The sequence below is a fragment of the Lentzea sp. NPDC051213 genome (genome assembly GCF_044455585.1).
Lineage (GTDB): Bacteria > Actinomycetota > Actinomycetes > Mycobacteriales > Pseudonocardiaceae > Lentzea.
This window is the reverse complement of the sequence record NZ_JBITEX010000004.1, coordinates 752,815-772,603: the sequence shown is the minus strand read 5'-3', so window position 1 is coordinate 772,603 and position 19,789 is coordinate 752,815. Positions and strand designations below refer to the sequence as shown.

Annotated in this window: 19 protein-coding genes and 1 pseudogene; 9 read left to right on the top strand and 11 right to left on the bottom strand. The window is 71.2% G+C overall.

From position 1 onward, the window contains the following. Window positions 1-57: 57 nt before the first annotated feature. The 7 genes from ACIA8G_RS21895 to ACIA8G_RS21865 form a co-directional block, all read right to left on the bottom strand. On the bottom strand, window positions 58-330 hold the full coding sequence (locus ACIA8G_RS21895) for a helix-turn-helix domain-containing protein (RefSeq protein WP_396420467.1): 273 nt from the start codon (window positions 328-330) through the stop codon (window positions 58-60). Between the two features lie 78 nt (window positions 331-408). Continuing rightward, the gene (locus ACIA8G_RS21890; protein WP_396420466.1) at window positions 409-1,128 is read right to left on the bottom strand and encodes a recombinase family protein; all 720 of its coding nucleotides are present in this window, start codon (window positions 1,126-1,128) and stop codon (window positions 409-411) included. A 26-nt stretch (window positions 1,129-1,154) separates the two neighbouring features. Further along, the gene (locus tag ACIA8G_RS21885; protein WP_396420465.1) at window positions 1,155-2,066 is read right to left on the bottom strand and encodes a hypothetical protein; all 912 of its coding nucleotides are present in this window, start codon (window positions 2,064-2,066) and stop codon (window positions 1,155-1,157) included. Then, complete coding sequence (locus ACIA8G_RS21880) at window positions 2,066-2,644, bottom strand: VUT family protein (RefSeq protein ID WP_396420464.1); 579 nt, start codon at window positions 2,642-2,644, stop codon at window positions 2,066-2,068. The genes ACIA8G_RS21885 and ACIA8G_RS21880 overlap by 1 nt, the downstream gene beginning before the upstream one ends. Continuing rightward, window positions 2,641-3,561 carry a hypothetical protein gene (locus tag ACIA8G_RS21875; protein WP_396420463.1) on the bottom strand — a complete coding sequence of 307 codons (921 nt, stop codon included), beginning with the start codon at window positions 3,559-3,561 and terminating at the stop codon, window positions 2,641-2,643. The genes ACIA8G_RS21880 and ACIA8G_RS21875 overlap by 4 nt, the downstream gene beginning before the upstream one ends. Beyond that, window positions 3,558-3,773 carry a hypothetical protein gene (locus tag ACIA8G_RS21870; protein WP_396420569.1) on the bottom strand — a complete coding sequence of 72 codons (216 nt, stop codon included), beginning with the start codon at window positions 3,771-3,773 and terminating at the stop codon, window positions 3,558-3,560. Before ACIA8G_RS21870 ends, ACIA8G_RS21875 begins: the two co-directional genes overlap by 4 nt. A 158-nt stretch (window positions 3,774-3,931) precedes the next feature. Beyond that, complete coding sequence (locus tag ACIA8G_RS21865) at window positions 3,932-4,078, bottom strand: hypothetical protein (RefSeq protein ID WP_396420568.1); 147 nt, start codon at window positions 4,076-4,078, stop codon at window positions 3,932-3,934. 67 nt (window positions 4,079-4,145) lie between these two features. Here ACIA8G_RS21865 and ACIA8G_RS21860 point away from each other — a divergent pair, with 67 nt between their 5' ends. Further along, window positions 4,146-4,574, top strand: a complete 429-nt coding sequence (locus tag ACIA8G_RS21860) for a hypothetical protein (RefSeq protein ID WP_396420567.1) — start codon at window positions 4,146-4,148, stop codon at window positions 4,572-4,574. Here the strand turns inward: ACIA8G_RS21860 and ACIA8G_RS21855 are convergent. From ACIA8G_RS21855 to ACIA8G_RS21845, 3 genes and pseudogenes are all read right to left on the bottom strand, one after another. Then, window positions 4,461-4,997: pseudogene (locus tag ACIA8G_RS21855) on the bottom strand (DNA cytosine methyltransferase); the annotation flags it as partial. The gene ACIA8G_RS21860 and the pseudogene ACIA8G_RS21855 overlap by 114 nt on opposite strands. Beyond that, on the bottom strand, window positions 4,994-6,118 hold the full coding sequence (locus ACIA8G_RS21850; protein ID WP_396420462.1) for a TRM11 family SAM-dependent methyltransferase: 1,125 nt from the start codon (window positions 6,116-6,118) through the stop codon (window positions 4,994-4,996). The gene ACIA8G_RS21850 and the pseudogene ACIA8G_RS21855, both read right to left, overlap by 4 nt. Further along, entirely contained in the window at window positions 6,115-7,179 is a 1,065-nt protein-coding gene (locus ACIA8G_RS21845; protein ID WP_396420461.1) for a hypothetical protein, read from the bottom strand. Before ACIA8G_RS21845 ends, ACIA8G_RS21850 begins: the two co-directional genes overlap by 4 nt. A gap of 550 nt (window positions 7,180-7,729) precedes the next feature. Between ACIA8G_RS21845 and ACIA8G_RS21840 the strand changes: the two genes are divergently transcribed. The 8 genes from ACIA8G_RS21840 (at window position 7,730) to ACIA8G_RS21805 (ending at window position 19,275) form a co-directional block, all read left to right on the top strand. Beyond that, the gene (locus ACIA8G_RS21840) at window positions 7,730-8,761 is read left to right on the top strand and encodes a hypothetical protein (protein WP_396420460.1); all 1,032 of its coding nucleotides are present in this window, start codon (window positions 7,730-7,732) and stop codon (window positions 8,759-8,761) included. Window positions 8,762-8,961: 200 nt separating this feature from the next. Continuing rightward, window positions 8,962-9,282, top strand: coding sequence for a pilin (locus ACIA8G_RS21835; protein ID WP_396420564.1), 321 nt, complete (start codon window positions 8,962-8,964; stop codon window positions 9,280-9,282). A 2-nt stretch (window positions 9,283-9,284) separates the two neighbouring features. Further along, window positions 9,285-11,330 carry a hypothetical protein gene (locus ACIA8G_RS21830; protein WP_396420459.1) on the top strand — a complete coding sequence of 682 codons (2,046 nt, stop codon included), beginning with the start codon at window positions 9,285-9,287 and terminating at the stop codon, window positions 11,328-11,330. Further along, on the top strand, window positions 11,327-12,547 hold the full coding sequence (locus ACIA8G_RS21825; RefSeq protein WP_396420458.1) for a PrgI family protein: 1,221 nt from the start codon (window positions 11,327-11,329) through the stop codon (window positions 12,545-12,547). The genes ACIA8G_RS21830 and ACIA8G_RS21825 overlap by 4 nt, the downstream gene beginning before the upstream one ends. Further along, window positions 12,547-14,478: a VirB4 family type IV secretion system protein gene (locus tag ACIA8G_RS21820; protein ID WP_396420457.1), complete on the top strand. Its 1,932-nt coding sequence runs from the start codon at window positions 12,547-12,549 to the stop codon at window positions 14,476-14,478. Before ACIA8G_RS21825 ends, ACIA8G_RS21820 begins: the two co-directional genes overlap by 1 nt. Before the next feature lie 58 nt (window positions 14,479-14,536). Beyond that, window positions 14,537-17,143 (top strand): helicase HerA domain-containing protein, encoded by a 2,607-nt coding sequence (locus ACIA8G_RS21815; RefSeq protein ID WP_396420456.1) that lies wholly within the window; start codon window positions 14,537-14,539, stop codon window positions 17,141-17,143. An 82-nt stretch (window positions 17,144-17,225) separates the two neighbouring features. Continuing rightward, window positions 17,226-18,290, top strand: coding sequence for a replication-relaxation family protein (locus tag ACIA8G_RS21810; protein WP_396420455.1), 1,065 nt, complete (start codon window positions 17,226-17,228; stop codon window positions 18,288-18,290). Window positions 18,291-18,294: 4 nt separating this feature from the next. After that, a complete protein-coding gene (locus tag ACIA8G_RS21805; protein ID WP_396420454.1) occupies window positions 18,295-19,275 on the top strand; it encodes an NlpC/P60 family protein in 981 nt (326 codons plus the stop codon). Between the two features lie 79 nt (window positions 19,276-19,354). On the opposite strand, the gene ACIA8G_RS21800 is transcribed toward ACIA8G_RS21805, so the two are convergent. After that, entirely contained in the window at window positions 19,355-19,774 is a 420-nt protein-coding gene (locus ACIA8G_RS21800; RefSeq protein ID WP_396420453.1) for a hypothetical protein, read from the bottom strand. Window positions 19,775-19,789 lie beyond the last annotated feature (15 nt).

The following is a 19,789-nucleotide window of genomic DNA, read 5'->3' as shown; positions in this document are numbered from 1 at the left end:
TAAAAGAACTTTCCACCGTCTGAAAAGGACCTTCCGAGGCTCCTCGGCCGGAATCGTTCAGCGCCGCCGCGGAGGGCGACTTCTGGTGCGGACGCTCCGCTGGGCCGACTCCACGATCACCCGGAGGTCGGCGTCGGAGAACCGCAGGTGCTTGCCGAGATGGGTGCACGGGACCCGGCGTTGCCCCGCTTGCCTGCGCAGCCAGGACTCCTTGACCGCGAGAAGGACGGCGGCCTCGGCCGGGGTGTAGAGAAGCGGAGGCGTGTCCGGCGGTGTTTCGACGAGATCCTGTTGCTCCGTACTGGTTTCCCGCATCACGATCTCCCGCATTGTTGCCAGGCCATCCGGCCACGACCCTCACGGCGAGTCCGTGGTCGGATACGTCTGTCTGTGGTGGATGGACAGGTTTCACGCAGCCGTGACGGCGGTGGCTGGCTCCTGGAAGCGAAGGTGCGGGTTGGCTGCGGCGAACTCCTCGGCTGTGATCAGCGGCGGGTGCACCCACACGTCGGACCACACCCACTGCTCTCGCGGAGCGCGTTTGCCGTGGCGGGTGCGCCCCCACACCTGACGGCCGAGGTACTTGGGGTTGCGCAGGATCGCCCGCACGACGGCCAACGTCCACATGCTGGGCTGTCCGGTGTCCGGGTCCAGGGGTGCCGGGTAGCGCGACTCGGTGAGCCGTCGCAGGATCTGCCTGGTGTGCAAGCGGTCTTCGCCGCGCCACACGAAGATCATGCGCACGGTGGAGGCTTCGACCGGTTCGATGCGCAGGCGTGTCCGCCAGCGCGGTCGCCTGCCCGGCGGACAGACCCGGACGCGTTGGGGTCGGTAGCCGTAGGGGATGTCGCCGGTGTTGAAGCCCGCGCGTACGAGTTGTTCGGAACAGTGGCGGGCCTTGGTGAGGTTGTCGGCGTGGTACGCGCGCAGCACTCGCTGACGGGCCGACCACGACGCCGTCGTCAGGTCGCCCGTGGGGGTGTTCGTGCCGCCGGATCGCGATCGACGGGTCGCACCGAACAGCCGCGTGCCGTGGGTGACGAGGCGTTGGGGCAACGACTCTCGATTTGAGGTCGCGCCGTGCGCTACGTCGTCGACGGAATCGTCCGGTGTGGTGTTCGAAGGCATGGTGGATCTCCCTTCACGGGGTCGCGCTACGCGGCGGCGAGGTGTGCGGGGTCGGCGGGGGCGTGCCGCTGGTGTCGTGGGCGGGTCAGGACGCGCACGGTGGGGGCGGACGAGCTCGCACTGGCCGGGCTCGGGGATCTCGTTGCGCGCAAGGTGGTTGGCGCGCTGCCGGGCCCGCGGTCGTCGCGCTGGTCGGCGCCTTCGGTCGGCAGCGACGCCAGGAGCCGTGCGTGCCAGGCCAGGGCGAAATGGACGCAGTTGGACTCGCTGCGATGGCTGGGCGAGCAGCCGGGGACGTACCGGCCGCGCAGACTCCAGGCCATCGAGTCGGTGCTGGCGAGGGTGTCGGCGTACCGACCGAGGCCGGTGACCTTGACCCCGAACCCGTGCAGCCGCAGCCCGCGGCCGACGAGCGAGCGCATGATCTGCTCGACCTCGAGGGTGTGCTGGCGGCGGCAGACGCTGCCGACCCCGACCAACGGCAGCGCGGCGAGGTCGACGCCGTGCTTCTCGTAGGAGTCCGCGCACCGGTGGTAGTCGGCGACACTCTGGCCTTGCAACACGGGGATGAATGGCAGGTCGGGTTCCAGGTCCCGCAGCCGGAGGTAGTTCGCGACCGTGCGGTGCTGGTGCGTGCGCAAACTGGCACCCGTGCGGGCGAGGACTTGGTTCTCTGTCATCCAGTCCATCGGGGCGGCGAAGTCCAGTTGCCCGATCTCGTCGGAGTACCGGCGCACCGCGCTGGCGTACGTGCGGGCGTCGATGCGCCAGCCCCCGTGCAGGGACAGCTCGGTGAACCCGCCGGAGTCCAGCGCCCACGGCCCACTCGCGCGCGGGAACGTGCGGCGCCCGGCGAGCCGCCGGTGCGAGACCAGCAACGGGACCCCGAGATCGCGGGCCAGCCAGGCGGGTTGGTGCGCGCCGAGGTAGACCCTCATCACGACACCGCCCGCCGACCGCGCCGCACAGCCCACAGCACCACGACCGTCAGCAGCGTGGCGACCGCCTTGCCCAGGAGCTGACCGGGCACGGCGGTGAAGGACCCGAAGGCGAGCGGGACGAACAGCACGCTGTCCACGAGCAGCCCGGCGATGTTCGAGCCGAGCACCGCCTGCAGCGGGGACTCGCCGCGGAGCAGGGCGTAGATCGCGGAGTCGATCGTCTCGGACACCGCGAACGCGACCACGCTCGCGACTGCGATCTGCGGTGTGGCCAGGACCCAGGACAACCCTGTCCCGACCGTGATCGCGGTGACGACGCCGCGTGTGCCGAGGGATTCGTGCAGCAGGTCGCGCAGGGTGAAGGTCACTCCCGCCCACAGCGTCCCCGCGGGCACGGTGACCGGACCGAGCAGCAGAGCGGCCCAGTGGGTGGATGCCCAGTTCGCCATGACGACCGAGCTGACGTAGGCCGTCGCCACCACCAAGCCCACCCAGCCGAGTCGGCGGCCCGCACCGGCCAACCGGTTGCGGAAACCGTGCGAGGCGGTGCTGGCCATGCTGTGCGTGTGCGTCATGCCGCACGCTCCGAGGCGACTGCCCTGCCGGAGCGGCACGACCACGGCGAGCATCCGTCCGGATCGGTGTCCTCCACCGGGTCGGCGGCGACGGCACGGAGGAGCCGCTTCGCCGAGGCGGGTGGGTCGAGGTCGACTTCGCCGAGCGGCCGGCAGGAGCGGTGCAGGAAGTACTGCCCGCGCAAGTGCTGGCCTTGCTCGGTGGCGCGCGGATAGCCGTGGCGGATGGCCTTGTCGAACTCGACTGCCTGCGCCCACCCGTCGGGGTCGTTGTCGCGGATCCACCGCCAACCCGCCTGCCCGTGGAAGGGACAGCCGACGCACGCGGACTTCACCGTGTCCCCGAAACCACGCTCGGCGAGATAGGCCGCGCAGGCGGCACGGTCCCAGTCGAGATCAATCAGCGGGAAGACGTTGCGCAGGTAGCGCAGGCCGGAGTCCTTGGCCCGCGTGAACTCGTCGGTGCTGATGCCGATGGCCTGCTCGACGTACACACCGCGCGGCACGCGGCGCGGATGCGGGTAACCGAGCAGTTGTCGCGCCGCTCTCTTCAGCGGCGTGATCTTGTACTCGCTGGTGCACTGTCGTCGTGCCAGTCCTCGGGAGCCGTCCGCGTTCAGCACGTGCAACGGCATCGACACGAACCGGTGCTCGGGGTCGAGCGCGTCGGTGCGGATGTTGCCGCCGGAGACAGTGAGCACCGGAATGTCCGCGCGCTGAGCATGAGCACGGAGCCGTGCGAGGTTGTCGTAGACCGCGCGTGGTTCCCACCCGGTGTCGGCGAACAGCGCGTAGTCGAAGCGCGGAATCACGCCATCGCAGGCGAGCAACAGCACGGCGGTGCTCTGAACACCGGCGCCCAGCGACAGCAATCGCAAGGCCGGGCCGGGCTCGGAGGTCGAGTGTCGCGAGGTCATGCCGCGTTCGCCTCCCGCCCATGCCCAGCGTGCTCGTCGGTGGCGAGGAGTGCGGCGAGGTCGGCCAGCAGCAGGGCCACCGCGTAGGCGGCCTGCTGTGGGACGACGCCGTTGCCCAGCGCCCGCAGCTGCGCGGTGCGCGGCAGGGACAGGTCGGTCACCCATCCGGCGGGAAGGCCCATGAGGTGCTCGACGAACGCGGGGGCCAGCACCGGGCGGCCGTGTCGCCCCGGCTGAGTCGGATGTGGAGTTCGCCGTCCGAGCAGGTGTTCCCACCGGTGTACGGCGGCCGAGTAGCTGCCCCAGTCCACGTTTGCGCCGCCCGTTTCCGTCGACACCTCGTCGGTGTCGGGCGGGCTGTCGGGGACGGCTACGAGGTGGCGTCCGGATCCCGCGACGGCAGCAGCCGGATGATCGCCGAGGGCAGCATCAGGTCCCCCTTGGAGCCCCGCTGCGCCGGGCACCCTTTCGTGCCGTCGGTGGCCCGCGGGGTCGGCAGGAATGCTTCGGGATCCACCAGCGGGAGGACCTGTTGCGATAGTGGCGGACGGAACCCCGCTCCCGCTCGACGTCCCGCTGTTCCGGTGTCCGACGCGCGTGGCGTCGGCAGCAACCGGACCGAGTCGGTCAGCGTCACGCACCCGACGGGCGTCGGGCGACCCGGCTGGAGCACGGTCTGGATCGCCGCCGACCGGGAGTCCGCCGCCGTCGGTGTCGGCAGCAACCGCAGCCGGTCGAGCAGCGAGGGACCGCCCTGCCTGCTCGCCGCACTGACGCCGTTGGAGCTGCCGTCGTGCGCGGTCGGCGTCGGCAACATCGTCGTCGCCGTGTCGGGGCCAGGCGAGCAGGAACACACGTTCCCTGCGGTGCGCGGCGCCGATGTCGGCGGCGCGGACGCTACGCCAGAGCGCGTCATACCCCGCTTCGGCCAGGTCGCCGAGTACACGGTGGAGACCTCCGCCTTTCCAGCGAAGCGCGGCGACGTTCTCCACGACGAGCAGCGCGGGTCGTAGTACGCGAACGCCCGCCACGATGTCCGACCAGAGTCCACTGCGTTCGCCTTTCTCGATGCCGCGCCGCTTGCCTGCGGCGGAGATGTCCTGGCACGGGAACCCGGCGACGAGGACGTCGACCGGCTCGACGGCGGCCCAGTCAATGGCGCGGACGTCGCCGAGGTTCGGGACACCGGGCATCCGGTCGGCGAGGATCTGCGCGATGTGCGGGTCGGTGTCGGCGCACCACGCGATGCGTCCCCCGCCCAGCGCGGCGAGCACTCCGAGGTCGAGTCCGCCGTAGCCGGTGCACACCGATCCCACGGCCGGCCCCGGACTCGCAGCGACCGCGAGCGCCACCGGCGCTGCTGTCTCCGGTGCCGCCGAACTCGCGGGGAGGCGACGCGCCGAGTCCTGGTCGGTGCGCCGCGGCCGGGTGCTCATGCCGCCCGGCTCTCGGGCGCACCCGAGTGCTCCGTCGGGCTCGTGCCGAGTCGTGCCCGGCCGGCGGAACCTCGGAAGTTCCCGGAAGGCGACGCACCTGCCGCACCCGCGACGCGGCGCAGCGGCGTCCGAAAGACCAGCACGTCTTCGTGCGCGATCAGGTGCAACGGAAGCCCTGCCTCGCGCTGCTTGCGGATGAAATCGCGTTGGAAGAAGGACCCGCGCGCGACGAGGTCGTGCTCGGCCGCGCGCGCCAGCAGTGCGACGCACCGCTCGACCGGGATCAGCCCGGCGTGCCGGCCGCAGGCCAGGATCTGCGAGGGTAGGTCGATCAGCTCGGCGTGCTCGCGCCAGGGCCGGATGGTGATCGCGATATGTCCGCCCGGCCGCAGAAATGCGGTCAGCTCGGCGAGGATGCGGGTGAACCCGGACAGCAACCGGTGGTGGCCGATGTTGGCGAGGTTCCCGCGGTCGAGGGTGTTGCCGTAGAGGTGGTGGTACTTCTGCACCCCGCCGCCGGGCACGACCGACACCTGCCCGTGCGTCGACGGACCGTAGGGCGGGCTGGTGACCACGAGCGCGGCCTGCCCCACGTACTCCGGCGGCAACAGCGCGGAGAGTTGGCGGGCGTCGCCGTGGAACACCCGCCCCTCGTGCTCGACGTCGTGCTCCACGGCGAGGTCGAGATTCGCGCGGGCCACGTCGACCCAGTGCGGCTCGTACTCCACCCCGACAGCCCGTCGTCCGGCGTGCACGGCCTCGACCAGGGTGGTGCCGATCCCGCACATCGGGTCGAGCACCAGGTCGCCGGGCTCGGTGTAGTGGGCGATCGCGTGGGCGGCTACGGCCGGGAGCATCTTGGCCGGGTGCGCGGTCGACTCGGCGGTGTAGCGGCCCTTGCGCTGGGCGGCCGGTGAGGTCTGCGCGGTGGTCCACACCGACACCGCCGCGGCCTCCGGCACCTCCCCGGACGGGGAGCCCGGCCTGGTGCCGAGGTCGTCGGCGGCGACCCGCACGGAGGTCTCGGTCAGGGCGTTCGGGACGTGTTCGTGTGCCACGGGAGTGCCTTCCGCGAGACGGGTGCCGGTGTCGGCGGGGTTCGGCTTCGGCGGGGTAGTCATCGGATGACTCCCGTCTCGAACGCCGCGGCGGCCGGAGTCAGCGGCAGCGGCTGCTGATCGTGTGGCTGGGCGAACACCAGGACGTCGGAGTGGATCCGCCGATGCGGCGCGGGCAGCCCGCGCACCGCCGCGCGGTGCTGCGCACGCGCTTCGTCGTCGGGCGCGGAGCTGTCGAGAGCGGGGAGGAACTCGCCGTTGTGGATGGGCACGTGCGGGGCGACGACGTGCTGGAGGTAGAGCAGGTCGGCGTTCTGCCCGGCCGCCACCACCGCGCCGGTCGGGTCGATCAGCTCACCTGACGACCAGTCACAATGCGTGAGCACGACGAGGATGCCGCCGACCCGCAGCAGCCGGGCGGCGAGCAGCGCCACGAGGTCGCCGTGGTGCTCGACGGCCTGCTCCGGGGGCAGGCTCGTGATGACCAGATCCACATTCGTGTCGGCAGCGTCGAGGCTGCCCAGCGCTCCACTGTCGAGGCTGCTGCGCGGCCGTGGGGACAGGGCTTCGGAGTCACTGCCGGGGTCGCCGACAAGATCGGCCCAGAAGGGCTTGGACGCCGTCGCGGTCACGGTGACGTCCCCCGGAAACTCGATCACTCGCGCCCAGCGGTCCAGGCTTTCGATGATGTCCACGGCCACCAGCGCGTCGTCATCTCCATCGGCGCCGGGGGCACGATCGATCACACCGTCAGCGCCGACCGGGGTGAGCGGCGTGGGCGTGGTGGTGGCCGGCCACGGCAGGACGACGACCCGATCGCGGGGCTTGCTGAACGAGCCGACGATCTTGGCGATGATCGGCGGTGGCCACGTCGCCCGCGGGTCGACCGGGGTCGGTCCGCACGCCCAGACCGTCGCGGGAGTCGGGGTCGCCGCCGCCGCGCGCGAGCGCTTCTGGGTACTCGCCCCGCCAGGCTTGGCGGGGCTCACCTTGGTGGTCGTGGGGGCGGTCGGGTAGGGCCTGCGATCCACGCTTCGGCGTGCGCTGGAGCGGGTGGTCGGTGGGCGGGTGGTGTCGTCGCGCCGCCGCGGGCCGCGCGTCGTGGGCTTGTCGGACTGGGTCACGGATGCCTCCAGAACCGGGGGTGCGCCACAGCTGTGCGTGGCGCCGATGACACCCCGAACTCCGAAATACGTGCCCTTTGGGGACAACCGTCCCGTGACTTTTTAATACGTCTTTTCGTGGTGACCTTATGAGTTGGCGAGAGACCGCATGTGCGCCCCGCGCGAGGGTTCTTCCGGGACGAACGAAGCCGCCTTACTGGGAGCCCAAGAAAGTTTTGAGGCAGCCTGCGCGAGTCGAGTCGCAGCGATTGGAGTGGAGGGTTCAACGCCTTCGGGTGTGCCTGTGACCGAACTGGTACCGATCTAGTACCGTTGCTACATATGGGCAGCTCACAAGCCATTACCGATGATCATGTGATGCGCCTCTCGAACGCGCGACATGATCGTTGACCGCCCCGTCTTCTGATCTTGACACCTCGCGGAAATGGCCGCTCAAGATCGCCGGTACTAGTTTTGTACTAGTTCGGTACCAGTTCGGTCATCGGTTGGTACTACCCCTTGTGGCGTCCTTGCGGAGTCGTTGTTCTACGTCTCCTTCGAGGGGTATGTCATGGTCTGGAACTACACAATTCCCCGCGCCGGGTTCGAGCGTGAACTCGGGCCTCTGGACGCCGCCCGCGCCGCCTTCGAATGGCTGGCCGCCGGGCCGCATCCGGTCTCCGTCGACGGCCGCCTGTTCCCCGGCCTCCCGCCGCGCCGCGTGCCGCTGGCCGAGCTGCGCGACCGGCTGCTGCGCCGCCGCTGCCCGCAGGCTCTGCGCGACGCCGCGTGGGCGCATCTCGTCCTTCTCTCCCGCACCGAAGGGGCCACCTGGACGGTCGGCTGCACCGGGGTCGCGCTGCCCGCGCTCGCCACCATCGCCGGGAAACTCACCGCGCGATGGGCCGGCGATCCGGCCGACATCGACGCCGCCGTGCTGGCCGGCTTCCTGACCGAACTCGCGACCATCGACCTGCGCAAGCCGCGGATCATGCTGCGCCTGCGGTGGGCCGCCTACCGCGCCGGACACACCGCCGTGCGCGAGGCCCTCGACGCACCGGTGCCCTCAGGGCACGGGTTCCGCTCGACCCTGCCGCCGCACCCCTGGGGGCACCCCGACTTCGTCCTCGCCCGCGCCGTCGCCGAGGGGGCCATCACCGCCGACGAAGCGGAGCTGATCGGCTCCACCCGGTTGGAAGGCGTGCCGCTGGCCACCGCCGCCGAGGACCGCGGCGTTACGTACGAGGCCGTCAAGAAGACCCGACAGCGCGCCGAACACCGGCTCGTCGCCTACCTCCGCGACACCGCGTCAACCGAGTCACCCGCCGGTCCCGCCCACGGTGACCCGGCCACCCAAGCAACCGACGCGCTGATCATCACCGGTGGTGCTCGCGCGGCCCTTGCCCGCTGCGGATCGTCATCGGATGTCACCGATCTGGGTGCTCATGCCGCCGAGAAAGTCCGGCGCGGCGTGTCCCCAAAGGGCCCGGAAACCGGAGTTCGGGGGTGCGGGAGGACACCAGCCACTCCCGCGCACACCACCTCGCCCGACGCGCTCGCCGCGTCGTCGGGCACGACTCCGGAGGTGCCGCGATGCGCCTGACCCGACCCCCACTCCGCCGCAAGCCCGACCGCCGCCGCCCCGACCGCCAGCCGCCCGTCGGTTCCGCCACCACGCCCGTCCCGGCACTGCGCCGTGTCCGCCGGACGCGGTCCTGCAACACCCGGCCCGCTACCGCCGACACGACCACCGATCGGAGGTCTGAAGCAGAGGCCGCCCGTCGCCGCACCCGCCGCAGGCGGCTGGTGTTGATCGCCGAACTGGCGGTCATCGCCGTGGTGCTGACCGCCTCGACGGCGCATGCGGAGACCGTGCGGGTGCTCGCCCTGGTCGCCACCGTCGACGAGGTTCTGGTCAACATCCGCAACTGGTTGATGGGCATCCTCGCCGGGCTGGCGACGGTGTTCCTGTCGATCGGCGGCGTGCGCTACCTGATGGGCGGCAACGATCCCGGCGAGGTCGAGAAGGCCAAGTCGTCGTTCCGCAGCGCCGGGTGGGGGTACGGCCTCGCGGCGCTCGCCCCGGTCGTGGTGGAGATCCTCAAGAAGATCGTGGGGACGTAGCCATGTCCGGCGCCCCACCGGCCATCCCGCGGCGTCCCCGGACGTCGCAGCTCGACTCCACGACGAGGGTCGGCACGCGTCGCGCGACGTCGCCTCCGGACGACCGGGCGCCGGGCAACTCACCGGCCCGCCGTCGGGTCGTGTGGGCGCTGCTGGCCGGCCTGATCGTCCTGCTTGGACTCCTGGTCACGGTGGGCGCGTCGGCACAACCCTCGACCACCGTGCCGTCGGACCCGTGCGCCGGTCCCGAGCCGCGCCCGATCCCGTGCGCCCTGTCGCCGACCCGCCCACCGTCGCCGACCCGCACCCCATCGTCGAGTCCCGCCACGACACCGACCACGACCGTGGCCAATCCGTGCGTGTCGCCGCAGCCGGGACAGCCACGCCCACCGGGCTGCCTGCCGCCGGTCACCAGCACCGCGCCACCCGCCACCACGGTCGCGCCCACGACCGCTCCACCCACCGGGACCACCGGCGGCGACTGCGGCATCACCAACCTCACCGCGTGCATCGGCGAGGGCATCGCCGGGCTCATGCACACGCTGGTCGGCGAGTCGCTCAACATGCTGCTGCGGTGGGTCGGCTCCAGCCTGTTGTCCACCCCGACGCTGGACCAGCTGCCGCGCATCGGCGAGCTGTGGGAGTCCTCGCGGCTGTTCGCCGTCGCCGCCTACACGCTGATCGTGCTCATCGCCGGGATCATCGTGATGGCCCACGAGAGCGTGCAGACCCGCTACGCGCTGCGCGAGATGGCACCCCGCCTCGTGGTCGGGTTCGTGGCCGCGAACCTCAGCCTGCTGCTGGGCGACAAGGCCATCCGATTCGCCAACGCCGCCTCGCTCGCCCTGCTCGGCAACGGTCTCGACCCACAGACCGCCGGGCAGGCGATCAGCGAGATGTTCGTCAGCATCGTGATGAACTCGCTCGTCACCGGTGGCCTGTTCGCGGGCGTGCTGTCGATCGTGCTCACGGTGCTGCTGGTGGCGTTGCTGGTCGGCTACATCGTCCGCGTCGCGCTCACCGTCATCCTGCTGGCCGGGGCACCGGTGGCGATCATGCTCCATGGTTTGCCGCAGACCGAGGGCGTCGCCCACTGGTTCTGGCGTGCCGGTGCCGGGGTGCTGGGCATCCAGGTCGGTCAGAGCCTCGCGCTGATCTGCGCGCTCAAGGTGTTCCTGCAGCCGGGCGGCTTCCACTTCTTCGGCACCACGCCCGACGGCATGGTCAACCTGATCGTCACCATCGCCCTGATCTGGATCCTGGTGAAGATCCCGTCCTGGATCAGCCAGCGCGTCCAGCTCACCAGCGGGGGACGGCGCTCGTTCGTCGGCGGCCTCGTGCGGGCGTTCGTGATGGGCAAGGCGATGGGCCTGCTCGGAGGCCGCGGCTTCGGCGGGCACACCGCCGCCGCTGCAGGCGCCGGGGGCGGTGCCGGGCGGGGCCAGCGTGGCACCGTCCGAACCGGTGAGCCGCCGTGGCCCGCGCCGATCCGTGAATGGGGCGGCACGGCGGGCATCTACTCGCCCGAAGCCGTCGGCCGCAGACTGCGCGAGCAGCAGGCGCTCGAGCGATCCCGCGTCGGCGGGCGCGTCCTGCCGGTCGCACCACAGTTCCTGCAACCCAGCCCGCAGACACCGACCCACGAGATCGCGACCCGCCGCACGCCGGGACGTCCAGCGATGCCCGAGTTCCGCGCCGCGCTCCCCGAGCCGCCCACACCGCGACCCGGCACCCGATCGGTATCCGTCGCCACCGGCTCGGTGACCCCGGTGTTCCGGCCACCAGCAGCCCGTACCTCGGCGGCACGGTCCGTCGCGAGCAGGCCGGTGCCCGGTGTTCCGACGCACCTGCAGTTCCGGCCGGCCACCCCCGAGGCTCCGGTGCGTCCGGTGCGGGCCACCGTGCCGCCGCCCGTACCAGCCGAGGTGTTCCAGCCCGCCACACCCGACCCGGCTGGCAGGCGGGTGCGGAGCCACACCCCGGCGCCGTTGCTGTTCCAACCACCACGCCCAGGGCACCCGCAGCGACCTCGAGGTGACACGTCATGAGCCAGCCCATCCGCATCCCCGCCGACGTCGACATGGCCGACCGGGTCATCGGCCCGCTCACCGCCCGCCAGCTGGCGATTCTGGCCGTGACCGGCCTCGTGCTCTACGCAGCCTGGATCCTCGGCGGCCCGGTCGTGCCGCTGCCGGTGTTCCTCGCGCTCGCGATCCCCCTCGGGGCGACCGCGGCCGTCCTTGCACTCGGCCAGCGCGACGGTGTCTCGATGGACCGGATGCTGCTCGCGGCGATCCGCCAGCGCCTCGGCCCGCGCCACCGGGTGTCCGCCCCCGAAGGCATCAAACCCGCACCGGACTGGCTCACCACCCGCGCCGACCAGACCAGCGACCGCACCGAAGGACGCCATGGCGGAGCGGGCGAGGCGCGGATCTCACCCTCTGCGCTGCGGCTGCCCGCCGAGGCGATCACCGACACCGGTGTCGTCGACCTCGGCGCCGACGGGCTGGCCGTTGTCGCGGTCGCCTCGACGGTCAACTTCTCCCTGCGCACCCCCGCCGAACAGGACAGCCTCGTGGGCAGCTTCGGCCGCTACCTGCACTCGCTCACCGCCGGAGTCCAGGTCCTCGTGCGCACCGAACGCCTCGACCTGTCCGGGCAGATCAACGAGCTCCGGGCGCGGGCCGGCGGGCTGCCGCACCCCGCGCTCGAAGCCGCCGCGCTCGAGCACGCCGACTACCTCGCCCAACTCGGCGAGCAGACCGACCTGCTCCGCCGCCAAGTCCTGCTGGTGCTGCGCGAACCGATCGGGATCGCCGCCTCGACCGACCGCCTGGGCGGCCCCTCCCCGCTGAACATGCTCACCTCGCTGACCGGCCGCCGACACCGCGCGCAACGCGGCGGCAACCGGGCCAACCCCGGCGGCAGAAGGGCCGCCGAGTCGCGGCTGGTCCGCCGACTGGGCGAGGCCATCGAGCTGCTCGCACCCGCCGGAATCGTGGTCACCCCACTGGACGCCGGGCAAGCCACCGCCGTACTCGCCGCCGCCTGCAACCCCGACACCGTCCTGCCGCCCTCCACCGCGCTCGCCGGCGCCGACGACGTGATCACCACCGCCACGGCCGACGACCTGACCGACACCGGCTACGACGACGAACGCTCCAGTTGGGCCGGGACCGATGGCCGAGAGGACGACCACCACACGGACACCGACGACTGGGACTACGACGACACCGACTTCGACGACGAGCGGGGGCGATCTTGATGAGCCGACGAGAACGCGCCCGGCGACCACACCGCACCGTGGCCCCGGCGGCGTCGCCCAGCGCCGCCGCGTTCACCCCCGACGCGCTGTCGGTCGGCGCCCGGCACCTGGAGGTCGGCAACGAGTGGGTCTCCTCCTTCGCCGTGGTCGGCTTCCCGCGCGAGGTGCACCCCGGCTGGCTGGCACCACTGCTGACCTACCCCGGACGCCTCGACGTCGCCCTGCACGTCGAACCGATCGACCCGGCCACCGCCGCGTCCTGGCTCAAGAAACAGCTCGCCAAACTGGAGTCCGGCCGACGGCACACCGCTGATCACGGCCGCCTTTACGACCCATTGGTCGAGGCGGCCACCGAGGACGCCTACGACCTGTCCTCACGGGTGGCGAGAGGCGAAGGCAAGTTGTTCCGTGTCGGCCTGTACCTGACGGTGCATGCCCCGTCGGAGCGGGCACTCGCAGATGAGGTGGCCGCCCTGCGGTCGTTGTGCGCGAGCCTGCTGCTCGACGCGAAGCACACCACCTACCGCAGCCTGCAGGGCTGGGTGTCGACTCTGCCGATGGGCCTGGACCTCATCGGCATGCGACGCATCTTCGACACTTCGGCGCTGTCCGCCGCGTTCCCGTTCACCAGCCCCGACCTGCCACCCGCCGACCCCACCAGCGTCGCCGCCCCCTCCGGCGTGCTCTACGGATTCAACGTCGGCAGCCAAGGACTCGTGCACTGGGACCGGTTCGCCCTGGACAACCACAACAGCGTCATCCTCGGCCGCTCCGGCGCGGGCAAGTCCTATCTGGTCAAGCTGGAGCTGCTGCGCAGCCTGTACCGGGGGATCGAGATCCACGTCATCGACCCGGAGGACGAGTACGCCCGCCTGGCCGCCGCTGTCGGCGGCACCTACCTGCACCTCGGGGCGCGCGACGTCCGGCTCAACCCCTTCGATCTGGCCATCCACGCCCGGTCCGACGGGCGGCGCACCGCACCCCGCGACGCCCTCATCCGCCGCAGCCTGTTCCTGCACACGGTGATCTCCGTGCTGCTCGGCACCGAACTCGAAGCCGCCGAACGGGCTGCCCTGGATCGCGCGATCGCCGCCACCTACCAGCGTGTCGGGATCACCGCCGACCCCCGCACCTGGACCCGGCCCGCCCCGATCCTGCGCGACCTGCGCGACACCCTCGCCACCGTGACCGATGCCGCCGCGGGCACCCTCGCCGCGCGGCTGCACCCGTTCGTCGAGGGCGCGTTCAAGCAGCTGTTCGACGGCCCCACCACGACCAATCCCGAGGGCCACCTCGTGGTGTTCTCACTGCGGGACCTGCCGGACGAATTGAAGGGCATCGGCACGCTGCTGACCTTGGACGTGGTGTGGCGGCGCGTGAGCAATCCCGCCATCCGCCGGCCACGACTGGTGGTGGTCGACGAGGCGTGGCTGTTGATGCGCGAGCCAGCGGGCGCCAAGTTCCTGTTTCGCGCGGCGAAGTCGTTCCGCAAGTACTGGGGCGGCCTGACGCTGGCGACGCAGGACACCGTCGACGTGCTCGGCAGTGACCTCGGCAAAGCCATCGTGGCGAACGCCGCGACACAGATCCTGCTCCGGCAGGCGTCGCAGGCAATCGACGAGATCACCCAGACCTTCGATCTGTCGGCGGGGGAGCGGCAGTTCCTCCTCTCCGCCGATCGCGGCCAGGGACTCCTGTCATCGGGAACCCAGCGCGTCGCGTTCCAGGCCATCGCCTCACCCACCGAGCACTACCTCGTTACCAGCAACCCTGCCGAACTCGCCGGCTATACCGACGCCGAGCCCGCTGGCTCCAGCCCGGAGCAATCCTGGGTCGACCTCGGCTTCCCCGGCGAATCACCACACCTCGTGGAGGGTGACGAGTTCGGCACCGACGACGACGCCGGTCACGTCGAACTCGACGCCGCCTGACGCCACGCGCCTCGCGCTGGTTGTTCTCCCTTTTGGCCTCTCCGGAAGGAGGTGCGCCATGCCCGACACCATCTCTTCCGCCCCCGCCCTCCGCGCGGCCGACAACACCGCTTTCCGGAGGGACCTCATCGACGGGTGGCTCGGTGGCTATCTACGCGACCCCGGCAGCGCCCTGGTCGCGGTCCTGACACACCTGCGGGACTGGGCGATCAACTGGGGCCCGATCGCCGCCCCGGCCCTCGCCTTCGGTGTCGCCGGGTTCGTCCTGGCCCGCCGGTGGTGGGCGCGCCGTTGCCACGCCCGGCTGGTCGCCGACGCCCGGCAGATCACCGTGCTCGCCCCGCCCCAGGTCGACCCGGCGGGCGGCCAGGCGCTGTGGTCCAACCTCGTCGGCCTGCTCCGCCCCGCCTGGCGCCGCGCGTTCACCGGGCAACCCCACGTGGCGTGCGAGTACGTATTCTCCGAGGCGGGAGTCGCGATCCGGCTGTGGGTGCCCGGCGTCATCCCACCAGGATTGGTCGAGCGCGCCGTCGAAGCCGCCTGGCCCGGCGCGCACACCCGCACCACCACCGCCGACCCACCCTTCCCTCCACCCGGTGACGGGCAGCGGCGGCTGGTCGTCGGCGGCCAACTCCGCCTCGCACGCTCCGAGGCGCTGCCCATCCGCAGCAGCTTCGACGCCGACCCGATCCGCGCCCTGATCGGCGCCCCCGTCGGGCTTGGCCGCGACGAGTACGCCTGCGTGCAGATCCTCGCCCGCCCGGTCACCGGCCGCCGCGTCGCCCGCGCTCGCCGGGCCGCCCGGCACGTGCACACCGGCCGCTCCGCCCGCCCCATCGGCCGCCTGCTCGACCTGCTCACCCCCGGCATCAAGACCCGCCGCACCCGGCACGCCACCCCGTCGACCCGGTTGCACAGCGACCCGCAGACCGCGCTGGAGTACTCCGCGCAGAACCGCGCCATCGTCGGCAAACAACGCGGATCGCAGTACGAGACGGTGATCCGCTACGCCGTCGCCACCCTCCTGCCCGCCGACGCCGCAGAGGCCGAGGTGCGCACCGCGCGGGACACCGCCCGCGGCCGGGCACACGCCCTCGCCGCGAGCTTCGCCTCCTACACCGAGCACAACCACTACACCCGCGCCCGCCTACGCCACCCCGCCACAGTGCTGGCCGAACGCCGCCTCGGACACGGAGATCTGCTGTCCGTGCCCGAACTGGCCGCCCTGGCGCACCTGCCCACCGACGAGTCCACACCCGGCGTGCAGCGCGCCGGAGCCCGCGCGATCGCCCCACCACCCGGCATTGCCACCCCCGGCCCCGACGCCAAACCACTCGGCATCACCGACACCGGCCACGAACGGCCCCTTGCACTGCGCGTCCCCGACGCCCGCCACCACCTGCACGTCATCGGCGCCACCGGCTCGGGCAAATCCACGTTGCTGGGCAACATGATCCTCGCCGACGCCGAGGCCGGCCGCGGGGTCGTGCTCATCGACCCCAAGGGCGACCTCGTCACCGACGTGCTCTCCCGCCTGCCCCGCGAGGCCGCAGACCGGGTGGTGATCTTCGACGCCGACTCCCGCTCTCGGCCGCCCTGCCTCAACCCGCTCGACGGCGGCGAGACCGACCTGACCGTCGACAACCTCGTGTCGGTGTTCCGCCGCGTCTACAGCGCGTTCTGGGGACCACGCACCGACGACGTCATGCGCGCGGCCTGCCTCACCCTGCGCGCCCAGGAAGGCGTCGCGACCCTGGCCGACCTGCCCAAGCTGCTCGCCGACCCCGCCTTCCGCAGCCGCGTCACCGCCGGGATCACCGACCCCGTACTGCGCGGATTCTGGTCCTGGTACGAGGAACTCACCGACTCGTCGCGGTCGCAAGTCATCTCGCCGTTGATGAACAAACTACGCGCGTTCCTCCTGCGGCCGTTCGTACGCGACGCCATCGCCGGTGGACACTCCACAGTGGACATGAGAGAGATCCTGGACGCAGGCGGGATCTGCCTGGTCCGCATCCCGAAGGGCTCACTCGGCGAGGAAACCACCCGACTCGTCGGCTCACTCGTCGTCGCACGGACCTGGCAGGCCACCACCGCCCGCGCCCGCACCCCGCAACGCCAGCGCCCAGACGCCTCGCTCGTGATCGACGAGTGCCACAACTTCCTCAACCTGCCGTACCCCATCGAGGACATGCTCGCCGAAGCCCGCGGCTTCCGGGTCGCGATGACCCTGGCGCACCAGCACCTCGGACAACTTCCACGCGAACTGCGCGAAGGCATGTCCACCAACGCCCGCAGCAAGATCTTCTTCAACGCCAGTCCCGAGGACGCCCGCGAGCTGTCCCGGCACACCGCGCCCCGGCTCACCGACCACGACCTCGCCCACCTCGGCGCCTACCACGCCGCCGCCCGCCTCGTCCTGCACGGCGAACAAGCCCAGCCGTTCACCATGCGCACCCAGCCGATGCCGCGCGCAATCCCCGGCCGCGCCCGCGAGGTCCGCGCCATCGCCCGCCGCGCCCAGAGCGCCCGCGCCGCCGCGCCCAGCGCGACCCGCCCTCCGGCACGACCCGCATCCCAGTCCACCAGGTCGTCACGGCCGGCCAACCACACCGCCCGGCCCACGTCGCGCCCTCGCAGCGCCGACCCGCGCCGCACCGCCTGAACGCCCCATCAGCGCCCCTTCGGTCCCCGCCATCAACGCGGCCGAACCGGTCCTCGTGGACCGCAAATGGAGGTGTCCCAGCATGATCACCAACCCGACCCGGCAGCGCGACCTGCGCGGCCACAAGGCCACCCGGCCGACACCGCGAGCAGCCAACTCCGCCGAACACCAAGCCGTTCTCGCATGGCGGCTGACCCCACGCGACCGATGGATCATCCGGATGCTGCACGAGCACCGCGTGCTCACCGCCCACCAGATCACCGCCCTGACCTTCCCGTCATTCCGCTCCGGACGGCAGCGGCTGCGGGAGCTGTTCCAGTGGTCGGTGGTCGATCGGTTCCAGCCGTTCATCTCCGTGGGCACAGCGCCGATGCACTACGTGCTCGCCCCCGCCGGGGCCGCGGTCCTGGCCGCCGAGGACGGCCTGGACGTCAAAGAGCTCGGCTACCGGCACGACCGGGTATTCGGGATCGCCCACAGCCTGCGACTGGCTCACACCGTCGGAGTCAACGAGTGGTTCACCGCCCTGGTCGACCGCGCCCGCCACGACGAGCACACCACGGTGGGGGCATGGTGGTCGGAAGCCCGCTGCACCCGCCACTTCGGCGACCTCATCAAACCCGACGCCTACGGCCGCTTCACCACCAGCGGGCAGGAGATCGAGTTCTTCCTCGAATACGACTTCGGCACCGAAGTCCTCGCCAAACTCGCCGGGAAGCTGGCCGGCTACGCCGCACTCGCCGAGGCCACCGGCATCACCACCCCGTTGCTCGTGTGGCTGCCCACCTCACGCCGCGAGGCCGCAGCACGCCGGCTGCTCTACCGCGCCTGGCGCGAGCTCGACGACCCACGCTCAGTGCCCGTGGCGACCGCCGCCGCCGAACTCCTCGACCCCGACGCCGCACACCCCAGCCCTGCCGATGCCGTGTGGCTGCCCCTGGAGTCCCTCGGCGACACCGGGGAGCGAACCGGCCGCCGGGAGCCGCACCGGCTACTCGACGCCTGGCCGAACATTCCGCCGCCGGTCACGGACGTCGACCCGGTGAGCCACCCCGACGCAACGGTCGCCGTGTCCCCGCCACCGCTACCCATGCCGCCGACGGACACCCGGCTGGCCGCACCACGCGCACCGAGCAGCGGGCGGTAACCCGGTGGCCGCCAAACTCGCCGTCGCCGTGGTCGGCTTACTGCTGCTCATCGCCGCCCTCATCGGCGCGGGCCTCCAGGCCGCAGTGACCGCCGTACTCGGAGGCTCGTCGACCATGCTGGTCGACTGCGCCAAACCGATCGAGGACATCCCGCCCGGCTACTGCGCGCTGTACGTCGCCGCGACCTCGGACTGCCCAGGCCTGGACTGGAGCATCCTCGCCGCCATCGGCAAGATCGAGACCAACCACGGCCGCCTCGACGCCCCCGGCGTCCACCACGGCGAGAACTACGCCGGAGCCGGCGGCCCCATGCAATTCCTCCAGCCCACCTTCGACGGCGTGCTCACCCGACACACCATCCCACCCGGCGGCGCGACCCCGCCGTCGCGCTACAACCCCCACGACGCCATCCACGCCGCCGCGTTCTACCTCTGCGACTCCGGAGCCCCACAAGACCTATACAAAGCCATCTTCGCCTACAACCACGCCGACTGGTACGTCAAAGACGTTCTCGCGCAAGCAAAGAAGTACGCCGACGCCGCCGCCATCGGAACCGGGGACTGCAACGCCATCCGGGCACCCAACCCCGCCGCGATGACCGCGATCAACTACGCCTGCGGCCAACGAGGACTGCCCTACGTCTGGGGTGGCGACGGCCCCTCCGAAGGCGGCTTCGACTGCAGCGGCTTGACCAAAGCCGCCTACGCCGCCGCCGGGATCACCCTGCCCCGCACCGCCCACACGCAGTACAACGCCGGACCACGGGTACCCGACGGACAGCCATTACTGCCAGGGGATCTGGTGTTCTACGGCACCACCGCCGACATCCACCACGTCGGCCTCTACATCGGAGCCGGACAGATGATCAACGCGCCGACCTTCGGGCAGCCCGTGCAGATCGCTCCCTACCGGTGGAGCGGAGACGACTACTTCGGCGCGACTCGACCGACGGCTTCCATTGCGGCACTTGCAGGTTCTGCCTGAACGCAAACAAGGGTTCCGGCAGTTTGAGTACTGCCAGAACCCTTGTTCATCTGCCATGGATGAACCTCGTGCACGGAACCTACGGCACCTTATACAAGAGATCGACATCTCCGGAAGCCGCGCCGATCTTCGCGGCGAACGGACGACCCTCGTGGTCGACGAGGACGATTCGCTGCGTGAACAGAGGTGGCGTCTCGCAGTCGAGGTAGACGATGTTGTGCATGCTGCCAAGTTCGAACAGTGCATCCACCACCGATCGGATAGCCTCGCGATCCGGATCGTCGTCAACGGACAAGCCGGTGACCACAACCTCCAGGATCTGTTGCTGACACACGATGTTGACCACGAAGTGCACCTCTGATGGCAGACCACCGTCGGCACGAAGCTCGGCGATGTCCTCGCTCAGTCCGATGGCGGCGGCCTCAAGCGTGGAGACCGGGTCGATGTCAGCGCTGGAACGACACAGGATGTAGCGACTCGCTGTGGTGTGTCCGTCCACGGGGTTTCCCTTTCG